Here is a 14,885-nt window from a genome sequence, read left to right on the forward strand (position 1 = left end):
ACGCCGACCTCGCCCTCAAGGAACAGGCACTCGCGCGAACCGCGCCCCTGAACACAGTCCCAGGCCGCTACCGCCCCTCCGACACGGTCATGGCGTTCCTCGAAAGCCTGTGACTTATGCCGACCTCGCTGTCCGGGACACCGCCGTCGGCCACGTCACTGGACAGCGAGATCGGCATAACCCCCACGTCTTCATAAGACGCCCTGCACATCCAGCGCGCCCATGTGCGGTTCCTGGTCGAGCGGAGCCGCTCAGCTCCCCGTGCCGCGGTTCCGGCGGCGCCACCACCAGGCACCGACGGCCGCCAGCACGGCGGCGGCCGCGACGGCGATGACGACGGGCACCACCGGGGACGAGGAGTCCTCGCTGCTGCCGGTGGCCGTCGCGGCGGCGGTGGCCGCGACGCTCGGCGTGGCGGCCGGGCCGGACGCGCTGGGGGAGGCGCTGGGGCTGGGGCTCGGGCTCGGGCTGGGAGCCGCGACGGTCGGACTCGGCACGGCCGGGGCGACCGGGGTGGCGCCGGGGGCGGCGGGCGACAGCTTGAGCACGGGTGCGGGGTGCTCGGGTTCGGCGCCGGCTTTCGGGAGTTCGATCCAGCGCTCGATGTGGCCGTCGCTGTACGTCTCCAGGGTCTTGAAGACGAGCTCCTTCGCGTCGGGCAGCTGCCGGACGGTGATCTTGTACGCCGCGTCCTTGCCCGGGGCAAGGGCGGCGCCGCCCACCGTGTAGCCGTCCGGGGTGGCCGCGAAGGTCCACCCGGCCGGGGCCTCGGCGAGGGTGACGTCCCCCGGGGCGATGCCCTCGGGGAGGACGACCTGGAACTTCGCCAGGCCCGCGGTGGTCGACTCGGCCTCGGCGGTGAAGGCCACCGTGGCGTTGGTGGCGAGGGCCTGCGCCGTCTCGGACTCGACCTGGACGTGCGCGGACGCCGAGGTGCCGGCCAGCGCCACGGCAGCGGCGGTGAACGCCAGGACGGTGGCGGCGCGGGCGGCGCGGCGGATCTGCCGGTTGGGCACTTCGGGCTCCCTGCTTCTCCGCCGGCCGGGACCGGCCAGGACCGGTGGGCGACGGACTGACGACGGGCTGACGACGGCGCCCATCATGCACGACCGGGCCCGGCGCCGGGCCCGAACCCGACCGAAGGAAAGAAATCCGCCACCCCCGGGAACTCCTTCCATGACCGGAACGACTACCTGGACCGGGCCGGCACCGCCGGGCCCTGTGCACTCGGATTTCCCAGGAGAGTTCCATGCGTTCTCGCGTGTTGTGCGGCATCGCTGCCGCAGTCGCCCTGCTCGTCACGGGCTGCGGCAGCGACGGCGGCGCCGGCTCCGGCGACGCGAGCCCGGCCGCCGGGGCGGCCGCGACGGGCCCCGTGCCCCGAGCCGGCCGACTTCGGCCACGACTTCCCCGCCATGATCGCCCGCACCTTCCAGGACCTCACCCCCGACGAGCGTCACGTCCTGCGCTCGGTCTCCCGCCTGGACGCCTTCGACACCGCCCTGGCGGCCCGCACCGCCAGCCTGACCCACGACGCGGCCGCGCTCCGCCTCGCCGAGCGGCCGTTCGTCACCGAGAACCCGTTCGGGCTATGGCCGCTCAGCTGCACGCCCTGATCCGCTCCACCCTGCGCGGCGCCACCGACCAGGCGGACGACCGCTGGTCCGAACAGGACTGGCACCGCGCCGCCGAACGCGTGCCCTGGCTGGCCTTGGCGAACAATGGACCGCCCAGCCCGGACCCGACCGGCTGCTGCTGCTGCTGATCGGCTGCCTGCGTCAGCGCCTTCGCCTGGCCCGCGATTTCACGCTCGACCTCGACTGGCTCTCCGAAGCAGCCTGGGCCTACGTCGGCGACTCCGTGTGGGAGCCCCTCACCCCATCCGCCCCGCATCAACCCGGCCAGCACCAGCCCCGACGGCGTCGAGGCCGCCGCGCCGGCACTGCGGACCGCCGCCGACGAACACCGCACACGCACCGCCACCCGACCCACTTCCGTCAGCGACAGCGCTCTCCTGCCGCCCGATCTGCACAAGATAGCCGTCTACTACCTCGCCAAGGCCCAACGCGACCTCGGCCACAGCCAGGGCCTCCGCCGCAGGCATGCAGCTCGTTGCCCACCGCAGGCGGCCGCCTCGCCCCCGCCGTCCGCCGAGGCCTCGCCCGCCTCGCCGGCGACTTCCCCACCGCCACCACCCTCGGCTGGAAAGGCCGCCACCACCGCGTCCTCGGCGACCTGTGGTGGCCCCATAGCGACATGGACCAAGGCGCCGCCTACGAGGCCGCCCGCACCAACGCCGAACAGCACACCGTCACCAGCGAACGGCCACCGCCCAGACCCAACGCGCCTTCACCGACCCCGATACCGCCGACGACGAACTCCACCTCGCCGAACAACTGCTCGCCGGGCTCGACCTGCGCGCCACCACCCTCACTGTCCGCACCGCCGCCCTCCTCCGGGACGCCGGCACCACCGACCGCGACATCGAAGACCGGGCCGCCGCGCTACACGCCGAGCACGCTGCGGTCAGCGTCCTCGCCGCCCGGACCGCCCTGGAACTGGGCCAGGCCGGACGGCTTTCCCCTGGTCCGGTGCGCGGTGGCCTTCCAGCCCCACTTCTCCTTGGTGACGTCGCTGACGTGCTTGCCGAGCATCCGACCCGATTCAGGGCCCGGGACAATCCGCTCTGGAGCCCGCCGAAACGCCCTGCGGCGAAACGGAAGTGTTCCGGCGGCGGCCGGGATGGCACCGGACGCCCTGCCTGTTCCCCCGCCCGGCCCGCCCCCGAGCGGGGCGGGCCGGGCTGAGGGGACGTCAGGCGAGCACGCTCTCCAGGGAGACGGACTCCAGGCCGAAGGCCTCGGCGACACCCGCGTAGGTGATCTGGCCCTCGTGCGTGTTCAGGCCCTTGGCCAGGGCGGCGTCGCGACGCAGGGCGTCCTTCCAGCCGCGGTTGGCCAGCTCCACGATGTAGGGCAGCGTGGCGTTGGTCAGCGCGTAGGTGGAGGTGTTCGGGACGGCACCCGGCATGTTCGCGACGCAGTAGAAGACCGAGTCGTGGACCTGGAAGGTCGGGTTGTCGTGCGTGGTGGCGCGCGAGTCCTCGAAGCAGCCGCCCTGGTCGATCGCGATGTCGACGAGCACGGAGCCCGGCTTCATCCGGGAGACCAGCTCGTTGGTGACGAGCTTGGGGGCCTTGGCGCCCGGGATCAGGACGGCGCCGATCACCAGATCGGCGTCGAGGACGGCCTTCTCCAGCTCGAACGCGTTGGAGGCGATGGCCTTGATCTTCGTGCCGAAGATCTTGTCGGCCTCGCGCAGCTTGTTGATGTCGCGGTCGAGCAGGGTCACGTCGTAGCCCATGCCGATGGCGATGGTGGCCGCGTGCCAGCCGGAGACGCCACCGCCGATGACGACAGCCTTCGCCGGGTGGGTGCCGGGCACACCGCCGGGCAGGGTGCCGCGGCCGCCGGCCGGACGCATCAGGTGGTACGAGCCGACCTGCGGGGCGAGCCGGCCCGCGACCTCGGACATCGGGGCGAGCAGCGGCAGCGCGCCGTTGGCGAGCTGCACCGTCTCGTACGCGATGGCGGTGGTGCCGGACGCGAGCAGCGCGTCGGTGCCGGCCCGGTCGGCCGCCAGGTGCAGGTAGGTGAAGAGGGTCTGGCCCTTGCGCAGGCGGTGGTACTCCTGCGCGATCGGCTCCTTGACCTTCAGCAGCAGGTCGGCCGTGGCCCACACCTCGTCGGCGGTGGGAAGGATGGTCGCGCCGGCGGCGACGTACTCCTCGTTGGGGATCGAGGAGCCGACACCGGCGTTGTCCTCGATGTAGACCTCGTGTCCGTTACGGACCAGCTCATGCACGCCGGCGGGCGTGATGGCCACGCGGTACTCGTGGTTCTTGACCTCGCGGGGGATGCCGACCTTGGTCACGGCTAAACACGTCCCTCTTGCCTGTGGTCCCAGCCGGGGGAAGACCGGTGGGCGACGCGTGCGGAAGCCTCCGGAAGACACCGGGGCACAGTTCGCTGCGCGACTAGGTTCGAGTGTAATGAAGCCCAGGCGGCGTGTCAGCCTTTTAAAGTAACAAAATATGCCCAACCTGGTAGCTAATTCGAAGGATGACATCGTCGACATTGAAGGGTACACGCCCACCAGGCAGGCCCATCTCAGGGCGAACTCGCCGAGTGCGCTGCCGACTGCGCTCAAGGACGGCCAACCCGCCCGCCGCCGGGGAGCAGCCCTTGTTGAGCCGCCGCCCCCGCAAGTAGGGGCGTCCCCGCGGGCGCGGGGAGCAGGGCGGCCTGACGATTGAGGGGGGGCTTGTTTGGGTATTGTCAGTGCTGTGGGCTGGGGTTTTGGACCGCCCCGGGTTCGGTGGGGACTCGATTTCGAGTAAGGATTCGAGTCATGGCACGTCCTTCTTCCTACGCCAGAGCTGCGCCGGCGTGCGGTGCGCATGGTCGCCGAGGTCCTCAACGACTACCCGTACGAGTCGGCTGCGCTGCGGGCCGTCGCGGCGAAGCTGGGCATCAGCTCCGCCGAGACGCTGCGCAACTGGGTTCGCGTGACCAGGTCGACTCCGGGCAGCGCCCGGGCACGACCACGGAGGAGTCTGCGCAGATCAAGGCGACGAAGAAGGAAATCGCCTAACTCAAGCGCGCCAACGAGATCCTCAAAGCCGCAACAAATTTCTTCGCGGCCGAGTTCGACCGGCCACACCTGCGCTCGTAGCGTTCATCGACGTGCACCGGGGCCGCTTCGGCGGCGTCGAGCCGATCTGCCGTGTGCTCACCGAGCACGGGTGCAGCATCGCCTCCTCCACCTGCTACACCCACCACAAGCGCAGGGCCTCACCCGCCACCCGCACGGTGCGCGACGAGGAACTCAAGGAGCTGATCAAGGAGGTCCACGACGCCAACTACCGCGTCTACAGGGCCCGGAAGATCTGGCGGGAGCTGGGCCGGCAGGACCACCAGGTCGCCCGCTGCGCGAGCTCGGCGTCGCCGGTGCCGTGCGCGGCAGGAAAGTCATCACCACCATGGCCGACCCGGCCGCCGAACGCGCCCCCGACCTGGTCGACCGCGACTTCGTCGCGGCCAGCGTCCAGGACCGCGCCGGCGCCCGCCGCCCGTTGCTGTGGACCCGGCTCGACCACCCTGGTGTCCGGAAGATCTGGGCGGACCAGGGCTTCGCCGGCCGGCTCGTCGACTGGACGGCCCAGATCCTCGGCCGTGACCTCGAGATCGTGCGCAAGGACCCTGGGCAGCGGGGCTTCCAGGTCCAGCCCAAGCGTTGGGCTGTCGAGCGCACCCTTTCGTGGATCACAACCCATCGGCGTCTGGCCCGGGACTACGAGACCAGCCCCGCCCGATCAGAGACCATGATTCGCTGGGCGATGATCGGCATCATGGTCCGCCGACTCGCCCGCGGTGGGCCAGCGTCACGGCCCGGCCCACGGCCTCTGGCGCGGACTTCGGTGTGAGCTGCAGCCGCAGCCCGGCGTCAGTCTTCGACATCGTCGCGAAGCGCGGCTTCCATGGCGAGCAAGTCCTGGCGACTGAGCTGCGTCACTGTCCAGTCTCGGCTCCGCCCGTGGGCGACGAACCGGAGGTCCAGGGCGACATGATGGTGTTTAGTGGGCGAGGTCGGAGTACCAGAGCCAGTGCCCGTCGGTCAGCAGGGAGAGCCCGCCGATGACAGTCCTGTCCGGGCAGAGGACATCGTGCGTGAGACCAGCCGTTGCGGCCAGTACCACCCGCTGCGGAGGTACCGGATCAGCTCACCTGTATGTGCTGGCTCCAGGGCGCCCACAGCGGCCCGAAGGGATGGGCTGTCCGGCCTGCCGTGCGCAAGCTCTCTGAAGTCGCCGACCATAGGGAACTTTTCATCGCTCACCCGCCGAGCGTAGAGCACCCTGCGGGAGCCTGATCCACAGAGATCTCAAACGCGGTCTCAAATTTCGGGGGTTACGACGGCGTGATGCACTGTCCTGCCCCGTTGAACGCAATCAGGACCCCGGAAAGCCCGAAACGTCCCGAAAGGCCGCCGCCCGACAGGGCGGCGGCCAGGTGTCACTGGTGTACAGCTGGTGACATTGTCCACCAGGCAGTTGTCATGCTGCTCCGGTGGACGTGGGTGAGCTGCGTGTGTCATGCGAGTGCGGAGGTTGGGACACCCGATGATTTCGTTGAGCGGCAACCTCGCGCGGGGCGACCGCCGTCACTGGTTTCAGAAACCCGCGGTGCTATAGGTCCTGCCAGTGTCCGTGTCGTGGAGGGTGACACTGCACGTGTAGTTCGTGAAACCTGCAGGGACCTGGCCGTAGAAGGTGCTGCTGGCCGTCTGGCCGGGCAGAACTGACTTATATCCAATGGAACCCCAGCCGAGGCCTTGCCAACCGTTGGCGCAGAAGGCCGTGAAAGCGATGTGCTTGGTGCTGCTGCTCTGATTCAGAAAAGTTCCCTGGACGCTGAGGTACCCAAGGCCCGTAGTCCGCTTGCCACAGAGAATTCCGCCGTCCTGGGTGCTGCATGACTGCGGTGTTGCTGCCGATGCGGCGGGGGCCAGGGCGATACCTCCTGCAGCCAGGGCAAGGGCAGCAGCGGCAGTGCCGGCAATTCGCTTCAGGGAATGCAAGGGGTCTCCTCAAGGTGTCGGCCCCGCGCGACGGCGCCGAGGCGAGGGCCAAGACTCTCAGCAGATGAGGGACCGTCAAGGCCGCAGTGGGATAGTTAGGCCCGCTGGCTCCGCCCGATTGGGGCGGACAGCCCAATCGGTCGGCAATGGATGCACCTGTGAGGTCACCAGGGCAGCCAGAGGGAGTGCCCCTGCAGGCCGGCGAAGCGGCTACCACCTACGAGCTGCCAGCCTCCAGCAGGACGGCCCACTTACCTCGACCGCCTCCTAAAGCAGGCCCGCCTCGCCCGCGCCGAGCACGCCCAGGCGGTCGGTGCTGGCACAGACGTCACCGAGTGCCCGCTCGCTGGCCACACTCCCGCACCCCGCCCGGCCACCCAACTTGCGCCCACCCCGGACGCCCAGGCCGTGTCCGGGCCGGTCCCCGGTCCGACAGGAGAAGTGGACCTCCCTCCTCGACGCCCCCACCGCGCCGCCGCTGCCTGACAGTAGCGATGTCCATGAGGGTCTCCCTGCGGGGCCTGGCCCGCTGCCTGACCGACCGTGGGTCCCCAACGCGCTCGGTCGGCCCCGTTCGGGAGGAGTTCGTGCGACCCGCCAGGATCAGATTCTGACCAGCCGTTCCAGCATGAATTGGTCATCCGGGAAGGCCTCGATGAACATCGACTGCACAAGATAGCGGCCCTCCGGGATGTGAACCCGGATCGTGTCATTCCCGGCGATATCACGGCCGACGACCATGCAGTCCATGAGCCAGTAGCTCCCGCCGAGCGAGATCTCGAAGGCATCTTTCCAGCCATCCGAACCCTTCGCGTGGTCCACCGCGTGCTCCAGCCCGCTGTCACCCTCGGCCGCGTACTTGCGGACGAAGGTCATCCGGTGATCGAGGTAGGTCACCGGAAGTGCCTCCCAGCCCAGAACCAGCACATCACCGAGCCGGGCAGTACGACCCGACCGACAAACGCGTCCATAACCTCAGTACCGTCCCAGGCGGCGACATAGGACTCCGGACACAAGACGTAGTAGCCGAAATCCGTCCCGTCGATCCACTTCGCCGTAACCACCTGATCCCCACCGCTCGCCGTGCCTACGAGGCGATCAGGCTACCCACAGGCGCGTCAGCTGCGTGATCTCCATAGGGAACACCAAGCCGGTCGACAGCCCAACAAATCTGCTGGCCGTCCTCGGGCGCGCGCCGCCACCCCGGCCGCGCCGGCCCCGGTCGACGACATGTCCACGTCGTCATCAGCGCCCCACCTGGTGCCCGATCTGACCCCAGCGAGCCGCTTTCGCGAGGGCCCCTTCGCACCCCCGTGTCGAGCGGCACCGGACCGCCCTGACGTGCACCGAATAGGGGACGATCCGCCACTTGGCCGGAGCCTTGGGTCACGGCGGGAGAGGAATGCGGGCCAGCCCGTCACGTACCCAACGAAGCATCTCCGGTGGTTCGGGGTGACCTTCCCAGGTCACCCCGAACCACCGGAGCTTCGTCCGTGACACCACCTTCGGCGCGGACGCCTCGAAGATGTCGGCGCACCTGCGGTAGTCCCGGAGCCTGTGTGTGTGGCGGCCGAGGGGACGGCGGGGCTCGTCTCGGCCGGTACGCCCATGGGAGCCGGGGGCACTCCGTAGCGGCAGCCGCGTGCCGGGCAGGCCGCGCGCCGCCACCGGGGGAGGGCAACAGTACGGGAAGGCACACCCTGCCGTGGTGGACCAGGGCTGCGCAGACCCGGACCCGGGCCGCCTCCACACTCACACCGCCGACGGCCACGGCCGACCCGACGTCCTGCACACGGGTTCATGCATACCTCTGCGGAGTCGGCCAGGTCGCTCACCGGCGAGCCGTAACAGGAATCGGGCTCACATTGACGGACGCTCACCGAACCGCCTGCACTCAAACCGGACGAACCCGTCCCGTACGGGCAGAATTGCGCGATGATCGCTCTCTCACACTATTTCTCCGGAGGAGACGGTCATGGACAAGGGAAAGCGCATCATCGGAACCGCACGGAACGACCTCGCCGCGCAGCTCAAGGCCGCGTATGAGGGCGGCGCGTCCATCCGTGCCCTCGCCCAGATCCATGGACGCTCCTACGGCTTCGTCCACCGCCTTCTGACCGAGACCGGCGTCGTCCTGCGCAGCCGCGGCGGCACCGCCGACATCGAGGGCCCCGCCACACTCGTGGGGTGATTTCGCGGCGAGACGCTGCGCCCTGGCCCCGCCGCCGCACAGTCCACAACGTTGGGGCGCCGGGAGTCGTGATCTGGGCCTTCGGGGCGGCCGCTCACCTGGGAGAACAGGAGACCAATGACGCGGGCACACAGGTGGCGCGGGGCACACAGTTTGGGCGTCACGAAATCGGGTCGGCGGCTGGCGGAGGCCGGGAGGATCAGCGGGGTGGTGCGCGCCGCGCCCATGCTGATGTGTCGCCCTGGTAGCGGAGAGCGGGGGTGGCGGCGACCATCGGGTTCATGACCGACACCGACACCACCTCCCCGCCGAGTCACGACGCGCACTACCTCGTGGCAACGCCGGGCCTGTACGGATGGCACGTCGGACGGCAACCGAACGGACCGATCCGGCTCGCCCGCCCCGACTGGATCCTCACCGTCGCCTTCCACTCCCACGGCGAGTTCCGGCACCCACGCGCACACGGACCCGCGGTGGAAAACGAGGACGTGAACCTCGTGGAGATCCTGCAACAGTCCGGCAGCCCGGCCCCGCCCGCGTAACCACCCGCCCCAGAGCCGACCCCTTCCCAGCTCAGGCCGCACACCAGTCTGCGGCCGGGCCCGCCAGGTGCTTGGGGTCGGCCGGGCCGGCGCTGGCGGACCCGGCAGCGCCGTCCGGGTGATGGCCCAAGGTGTGCGTCTCCGGTTCCGGCAGGCGCATGCCCCAGACGCCGGACGTGGCAGTGTGATGGCTGGCAGCAGACGGGCGCAGAGCTCGACGAGCGCCGCCCGTCTCCGGTTTCCGGCGAGACCAGGGAACGAACGTGTCGATCGCTCTCTCCGGTTGCGCCAAGATGGTCCACCCGCACGCCGACGCGCTCGCCCACCGCGCCGCTGGGCCCCACCCAGCATGTCGACGAGATCCAGGCGTCCCACCAGCGCAAACCGGCATCAAGGTGGGTGCCGCCGAGGCTGTCGGTGAAGTCCTTCGTTGGGCCCTGACAGGTGCACCGGGCGCAGCGACTCGTCGCGGTACCCCCTCCCGGACCCGCTGCGAGGGGATGTTGAGCGTCAGACCCTCTGCGCCCTCGTGGACGTGAGTCAGCGATCGGACTCGCTCCACGGCCAGGGCTTGGAGGTTGTTCTCGACAGTGCTCAAGATCGTGTCTTCCGGGGAGGTGAGATTTGGCCGGCGCTGCGCGGCTCAGGAACAGAAGTCGGCGATGGTGCCGGTGAGGACATCGGTGAGGGTGTCCAGCGAGGCGAGGTCGACGTACTCGGTGGCCGCGTGCGCGCCTGCGCCGTCGACGCCGAAGAGCAGGCAGGGGATGCCCGCGCGGTCAAGGAGCGCGCAGTCCGTCCAGAAGGGTTCGGCGCGCGCTACGGGCGGACGTCCGAGGGCCTTTTCGGCGTGGCGGGTGAGGGTGCGGACGATGGGGGTGTGCGGGTCGGCCTCGAAGGGCTCGCGGTGCAGGCCGTGGGTGAGCCGGTAGTGGAAGTCGGGGACCGTGGCGGCGAGGTGGTCGAGGATGGCGGTCAGTTCCAGCTCGATGGTGTCGCTATTCTCCCCGGGGACGCTACGGCGTTCCAGGGTGATGCGGCAGTGCGCCGGGTAGGTGGAGGGTTCTTCACCGCCGCGGATGACGGAGGCGTGCACGGTGCCGGTGCCCAGAAGGGGGTGTGCCGGGCCCTGTTCGAGGCGCTTTCCAGTTCTTCCAGCGCGACCAGGAAGTGCCCGGCCTTGGCGATCGCGTCGAGGCCGAGTTCGGGCCGCGAACCGTGGGCGGCGCGGCCTTCGATCTCCACGTCGAACCAGGCGAAGCCCTTGTGGGCGAGGGTGACTTCGAGGTGGCTCGGCTCGGTGACGATTGCCGCGTCGGCGGTGAAGGACTCCAGTACCTCCTCGGTGCCCGAGCTGCCGTGCTCCTCGTCGGCGACGCAGGCGAGCATGACGTCGCCGCGGAGGCTTCCGTGGGCGGTGGCGCGGGCGGCGGCGACCATCATGGCCGCGATGCCGCCCTTCATGTCGAAGGTGCCGCGGCCGTACATCCTGCCGTCGCGGGTCTGCGGGTCGAGCGGGTTGCCGTCGTAGCCGGCGAGACTGACCGTGTCGAGGTGGCCGTTGAGCATGAGGGATCGGCCGCCGCCGGTGCCGCGGGCGATCGCGACGAGCGAGGGCCGGCCGGGGCGCTTTTCCAGGCTGTGCAATTCGAAGCCGCGGGCGGTGAGCCACTCGCCGCAGAAGTCGGCGATGACGGTCTCGCCGGCCCCGCCGGGAACGAGGTCCGGGTTGACGGAGTCGATGGAGATCAGCCTGGCCAGCAGGCGGCCGGGGTCCGCGTCCCGGGGGTCGAGAGCCGCTGGAGTCGAGGGGGTCTCAGGGAGCATGAGGGCCTTCCGAAGTTCTGGTGCCGCCTCGGGGATTCGGGGGCGGGGTGGTGAGGATGCTCGACGGCGATCCTTGGGGTGAGGGCGTTGCCGACCGGGCCGGTCGGCAACGGGCTACCGGTCGTGGGGCGGGGTGGAGTGCGGGTTGGCAGCCGGGCCCTCCGTGCTCAGCAGTACGACCACGGAGGACGGGCCGAGCCCCAGCGTCGTGCGGCGTTCTTCGGCGCCGGTGCCGGTTAGCGTCGCGCGCAGACCGGCGAGCGCCGCGGCTCCGCAGGGGCCTGAGGAGACACCGAGAGTGGCGAGGTCGGCGGCCGCGCGGGTGCTGGCGGCGTCGGGGATGGCGACGGCGGCATCCAGCCCGTTGCGCAGGTAGGGCCAGGCGATGCTGGACGGAGTGCCGCAGTTCAGTCCGGCCATGGTGGTCTCCCCGGTGGTGACGCTGACGGGTTCACCGAGGGTGAGGCTTTCGAGGACGCAGGCCGCGGCCTCCGGCTCCACCGACAGCAGTGCCGGGGCCCGCCCGGACTGGCGGCTGCGGTAGTGCGTGATGACGGCCTGGGCCAGGGATCCTACGCCCACGGGTACGGCGACGAGGTCGGGGCCCTCGACGCCTTCGGCTGTCAGCTGCTCGTCGATCTCGGCGCAGAGAGTGGACCGGCAATCGGTGGACGCGTTCGAGAGGGCGGCCCCGTTCCTCACCGCTCCCGTTGGCACCACACCGCGGCAACGGTAGAACGCAGGGGCCCTCCGGTCCGGTTCCAGGGCCCCGCCCCGGAACCGGACCACTCCCCCGGCACCCGTTCGTCTGTCGTCACCATGGCGTCAAACGAACGACACTTTCCACCCATGGTCACCGAACCCGACTGACCAGGTACGGAAGGTTCAGCGACAGGTTGCAGGCGCTGGCGGGGAGCCCGGGGCGACAGAGGACTCGGAAGGGTGATTCAGCAGCCTTCAGGAGTCCCGGTCGGGCCGCTGTACCGGCACCGTGCGGCTGATACCGGGACGGGCCAGGTTGTCGGGGTGGAGAATCTCCCGGAGCTGCTCGCTGCTCAGCAGACCCTTCGCGACGACGAGGTCGAACACGGTGGTACCGGTGACCAGGGCCTCCTGGGCGACAGCGGTCGCCTGCTCGTATCCGATGTGAGGGTTGAGAGCCGTGGCTATGCCGATGGACCGGCCGACCTGGTGGAACAGGTGCTCGCGATTGGCAGTGATGCCGACGACGCAGCGCTCGGCGAGGGTGAGGCAGCCGGCGCGCAGGTGGGTCAGGCTCTTGAGCAGGCTGTGGGCGATGACCGGTTCGAACGCATTGAGCTGGAGTTGGCCGGCTTCGGCGGCGAAGGTGATCGTCACGTCGTTGCCGATGACCTCGAAGGCGATCTGATTGACGACCTCGGGGATCACGGGGTTGACCTTGCCGGGCATGATGCTGGAACCGGCCTGCACCGGCGGAAGGTTGATCTCGCCGAAACCGGCACGGGGGCCGCAGGACAGCAGCCGCAGGTCGTTGCACGTCTTGGAGAGCTTGACCGCGATCCGCTTGAGGACTCCGGAGAGCTGGACGAACGCGCCGACGTCCTGGGTGGCCTCGACGAGATCGCCAGCCGTCGTCACCGGTATGCCGGTGATCTCGGCAAGGTGGCGGCAGGCCAGTGCCGCATACGAGGGATGGGCGTTGAGGCCGGTGCCGATCGCCGTGCCGCCGAGGTTGATCTCGCGGATGAGTTCGCACGCCTCGCCCAGGCGCCTGCGATCCTCGTCCAGCATGAGGGCGAACGCGGCGAATTCCTGACCGAGTGTCATGGGAACGGCGTCCTGGAGTTGGGTGCGTCCGATCTTGAGGACGTCGGTGAACTCCTCGGCCTTGGCGGCGAAGGCCTGCTGCAACAGGGCCATGGCGTCCAGCAGGCGGTGGGCGGCCACGTGCAGTGCCACGTTGAGGGCGGTCGGGTAGACGTCGTTGGTGCTCTGCCCCGCGTTCACGTCCTCAAGGGGGTGCAGGTGCTTGTAGGCGCCCCTCGGGTGGCCGAGGACCTCCAGCGCCCGGTTCGCGATGACCTCGTTCGCGTTCATGTTGGTGGACGTTCCGGCGCCGCCCTGGATTACGTCGACGACGAACTCGCCGTGCAGGCCTCCGGCGCGGATCTCCTCGCAGGCGGTGATGATCGCCTCTGCCCTGGTCCTGTCCAGCAGCCCCAGTTCGAGGTTGGCCCTGGCCGCGGCCTGCTTGACGCAGGCGAGCGCGACGACCAGATCCGGGTAGGCGGCGATGGGGGTACCGGTGATGGGGAAGTTCTCCACCGCACGCAGCGTGTGGATACCGTAGTAGGCCGCGGCGGGGACCTCGCGGTCGCCCAGCAGGTCGTGCTCGCTGCGGAACGTCGGGCGCGCGTCAGTGGCAGCAGTCGCGGCCGGGCGGCCCTCGGAGTGGGGGGACATGAAAAAGGGGTCTCCGTATCCTGGTGATTGCGGTGGTCAGGCGGATCGTCAGGTCGGTTCAGGGCGCAGCGGCGTGGAGGACCTGGCGCAGCACGGCTACGCGATGGACTGGATCTTCGTCGGCCAGCAGAGCGGCAAGCACGGCGATCCTCGCCTGTGCCGCGCGGAGGACGCCGGTGGGCACGGCGCCCGCGGCGATCAGGTCCACGGCGCCACCCCCGGTGTACAACGGGGTCACCGGCCCAGCCGCGACGCGGGTGGTCAGAGCGACGAGCACGCCTGCCGAAACGGCGCGGGAGACCGCCTCGACCATGGCCGGCGTGGCGTTCCCGGCCCCGGTGGCCGCCAGCACGATCCCCCGGGCGCCGGCCGCGACCGCGACCTCCAGAAGCAGCGGGTCGCCGTCGCAGTGGTGCATGACCACGTCGACCCGCGGCGAGGACGTGCCTGGCACCGGCAGAGGCAGGGCCACCGGGCGCTCCGCTCGCCGTTCCAGGACCACTCGGCCCGGCTTGACCAGGCCTATCCGCCGGCCGGACGGGTCGGCGAACGCGGCTCGGGCCAGCGTCTGCGTCTTCACGGTGCCGCGGGCCGCGTGGACCAGGCCGTCGAAGACGACCAGGACCCCCTGATCGCGGAGTGTCTCGGCGGCGAGCACGGCATCGCGCAGGTTGTCCTGCGCATCCCCGTCAGGGTCGTCCAGCGGGCGCTGGGCGCCGGTGAACACCACGGGGCGTCGATCGCGGTGGTAGAGGTCCAGGAGGAACGCCGACTCCTCCAGGGTGTCTGTGCCGTGGGTGACCACGATGCCGTCCACGTCCGGATCGGTCAGCACCGCGTGCACGGTGTGCAGCAGGGTGAGCTGGTTCGCAGTGGTCAGGTGGGCACTGTTCAGCGTGAAGAGGTCGAGTACCTCTACGGCGGCGCCGGGAGGTGCAAGTGCGCCGAGGACCTCGTGCCCGCGGGCCTCGGCCGCGTATCCGTGCTCCTGCCTGCGGCTGGCGATCGTCCCGCCGGTGCTCACCATGACAACGCGTCCCATCCGGTGCATGCCTCCTCTTGCCCTCTTGATCGGGTCCGGTCGATCCGGCTCGTCGCGGCGGATCCGTGCGGCCGGCTCGGACGACGCGGTGATGTGCGCTGCCGGGCGGCTCGGACGTCGCGCCGCTTCCCGCGGACTCCGATTTCCGTCCTCCGCACAATACGGCCGATCCCTCGCAAACGGATTGCCAATTCATGCG

The 14,885-nt window shown here is 70.0% G+C and carries 13 protein-coding genes and 2 pseudogenes; 6 read left to right on the plus strand and 9 right to left on the minus strand.

Features of this window, described 5'->3' with window-relative positions; genetic code table 11:
• Positions 1-251 precede the first annotated feature (251 nt).
• Positions 252-1,016 (minus strand): DUF1775 domain-containing protein, encoded by a 765-nt coding sequence (locus tag OG689_RS40060; RefSeq protein ID WP_266327881.1) that lies wholly within the window; start codon positions 1,014-1,016, stop codon positions 252-254.
• A 399-nt stretch (positions 1,017-1,415) separates the two neighbouring features.
• Here OG689_RS40060 and OG689_RS40065 point away from each other — a divergent pair, with 399 nt between their 5' ends.
• Both OG689_RS40065 and OG689_RS40070 read left to right on the plus strand, forming a co-directional pair.
• Positions 1,416-1,616, plus strand: coding sequence for a hypothetical protein (locus tag OG689_RS40065; RefSeq protein WP_266327883.1), 201 nt, complete (start codon positions 1,416-1,418; stop codon positions 1,614-1,616).
• Positions 1,592-1,765 (plus strand): hypothetical protein, encoded by a 174-nt coding sequence (locus OG689_RS40070; protein WP_266327885.1) that lies wholly within the window; start codon positions 1,592-1,594, stop codon positions 1,763-1,765. The genes OG689_RS40065 and OG689_RS40070 overlap by 25 nt, the downstream gene beginning before the upstream one ends.
• Positions 1,766-2,504: 739 nt before the next feature.
• Here OG689_RS40070 and OG689_RS40075 read toward each other — a convergent pair.
• Together OG689_RS40075 and ald are read right to left on the minus strand one after the other, a co-directional pair.
• Positions 2,505-2,654, minus strand: a complete 150-nt coding sequence (locus OG689_RS40075) for a hypothetical protein (RefSeq protein WP_266327887.1) — start codon at positions 2,652-2,654, stop codon at positions 2,505-2,507.
• A gap of 160 nt (positions 2,655-2,814) precedes the next feature.
• Positions 2,815-3,933: an alanine dehydrogenase gene (ald, locus tag OG689_RS40080; RefSeq protein ID WP_073923559.1), complete on the minus strand. Its 1,119-nt coding sequence runs from the start codon at positions 3,931-3,933 to the stop codon at positions 2,815-2,817.
• Between the two features lie 938 nt (positions 3,934-4,871).
• Here ald and OG689_RS45095 point away from each other — a divergent pair.
• Together OG689_RS45095 and OG689_RS40085 are read left to right on the plus strand one after the other, a co-directional pair.
• Positions 4,872-4,979 (plus strand): annotated as a pseudogene (locus OG689_RS45095) (IS3 family transposase); the annotation flags it as partial.
• Between the two features lie 35 nt (positions 4,980-5,014).
• The gene (locus tag OG689_RS40085; protein ID WP_266327889.1) at positions 5,015-5,485 is read left to right on the plus strand and encodes a transposase; all 471 of its coding nucleotides are present in this window, start codon (positions 5,015-5,017) and stop codon (positions 5,483-5,485) included.
• 1,757 nt (positions 5,486-7,242) lie between these two features.
• Here OG689_RS40085 and OG689_RS40090 read toward each other — a convergent pair.
• Positions 7,243-7,566 (minus strand): Imm21 family immunity protein, encoded by a 324-nt coding sequence (locus OG689_RS40090; protein ID WP_266327891.1) that lies wholly within the window; start codon positions 7,564-7,566, stop codon positions 7,243-7,245.
• Positions 7,567-8,614: 1,048 nt separating this feature from the next.
• On the opposite strand from OG689_RS40090, the gene OG689_RS40095 reads away from it, so the two are divergent.
• Both OG689_RS40095 and OG689_RS40100 read left to right on the plus strand, forming a co-directional pair.
• A complete protein-coding gene (locus tag OG689_RS40095; protein ID WP_266327893.1) occupies positions 8,615-8,830 on the plus strand; it encodes a helix-turn-helix domain-containing protein in 216 nt (71 codons plus the stop codon).
• Positions 8,831-9,111: 281 nt separating this feature from the next.
• Entirely contained in the window at positions 9,112-9,372 is a 261-nt protein-coding gene (locus OG689_RS40100; RefSeq protein ID WP_266327895.1) for a hypothetical protein, read from the plus strand.
• 643 nt (positions 9,373-10,015) lie between these two features.
• On the opposite strand, the gene OG689_RS40105 is transcribed toward OG689_RS40100, so the two are convergent.
• The 5 genes and pseudogenes from OG689_RS40105 to OG689_RS40125 all read right to left on the minus strand — a co-directional run bounded on the left by OG689_RS40105 (position 10,016) and on the right by OG689_RS40125 (position 14,686).
• The gene (locus tag OG689_RS40105) at positions 10,016-10,453 is read right to left on the minus strand and encodes a M20/M25/M40 family metallo-hydrolase (RefSeq protein ID WP_266328357.1); all 438 of its coding nucleotides are present in this window, start codon (positions 10,451-10,453) and stop codon (positions 10,016-10,018) included.
• Positions 10,348-11,199, minus strand: a complete 852-nt coding sequence (locus OG689_RS40110) for a M20/M25/M40 family metallo-hydrolase (protein ID WP_266327897.1) — start codon at positions 11,197-11,199, stop codon at positions 10,348-10,350. The genes OG689_RS40105 and OG689_RS40110 overlap by 106 nt, the downstream gene beginning before the upstream one ends.
• 114 nt (positions 11,200-11,313) lie before the next feature.
• A pseudogene (locus OG689_RS40115) lies at positions 11,314-11,856 on the minus strand (pyridoxal-phosphate dependent enzyme); the annotation flags it as partial.
• Between the two features lie 300 nt (positions 11,857-12,156).
• Complete coding sequence (locus OG689_RS40120) at positions 12,157-13,644, minus strand: aspartate ammonia-lyase (protein ID WP_266327899.1); 1,488 nt, start codon at positions 13,642-13,644, stop codon at positions 12,157-12,159.
• A 58-nt stretch (positions 13,645-13,702) separates the two neighbouring features.
• On the minus strand, positions 13,703-14,686 hold the full coding sequence (locus OG689_RS40125; protein WP_266327901.1) for an asparaginase: 984 nt from the start codon (positions 14,684-14,686) through the stop codon (positions 13,703-13,705).
• Between the last annotated feature and the right edge of the window lie 199 nt (positions 14,687-14,885).

Source organism: Kitasatospora sp. NBC_00240 (genome assembly GCF_026342405.1).
Taxonomy (GTDB): domain Bacteria; phylum Actinomycetota; class Actinomycetes; order Streptomycetales; family Streptomycetaceae; genus Kitasatospora.

Excerpts from the sequence above, each read along its gene's own strand:
- OG689_RS40075 (WP_266327887.1), bottom strand. The coding sequence starts at position 2,654 with ATGCTCGGCAAGCACGTCAGCGACGTCACCAAGGAGAAGTGGGGCTGG.
- OG689_RS40095 (WP_266327893.1), top strand. The coding sequence starts at position 8,615 with ATGGACAAGGGAAAGCGCATCATCGGAACCGCACGGAACGACCTCGCC.
- OG689_RS40120 (WP_266327899.1), bottom strand. The coding sequence starts at position 13,644 with ATGTCCCCCCACTCCGAGGGCCGCCCGGCCGCGACTGCTGCCACTGAC.
- OG689_RS40110 (WP_266327897.1), bottom strand. The coding sequence starts at position 11,199 with ATGCTCCCTGAGACCCCCTCGACTCCAGCGGCTCTCGACCCCCGGGAC.
- OG689_RS40065 (WP_266327883.1), top strand. The coding sequence starts at position 1,416 with ATGATCGCCCGCACCTTCCAGGACCTCACCCCCGACGAGCGTCACGTC.
- OG689_RS40125 (WP_266327901.1), bottom strand. The coding sequence starts at position 14,686 with ATGGGACGCGTTGTCATGGTGAGCACCGGCGGGACGATCGCCAGCCGC.
- OG689_RS40070 (WP_266327885.1), top strand. The coding sequence starts at position 1,592 with ATGGCCGCTCAGCTGCACGCCCTGATCCGCTCCACCCTGCGCGGCGCC.
- OG689_RS40100 (WP_266327895.1), top strand. The coding sequence starts at position 9,112 with ATGACCGACACCGACACCACCTCCCCGCCGAGTCACGACGCGCACTAC.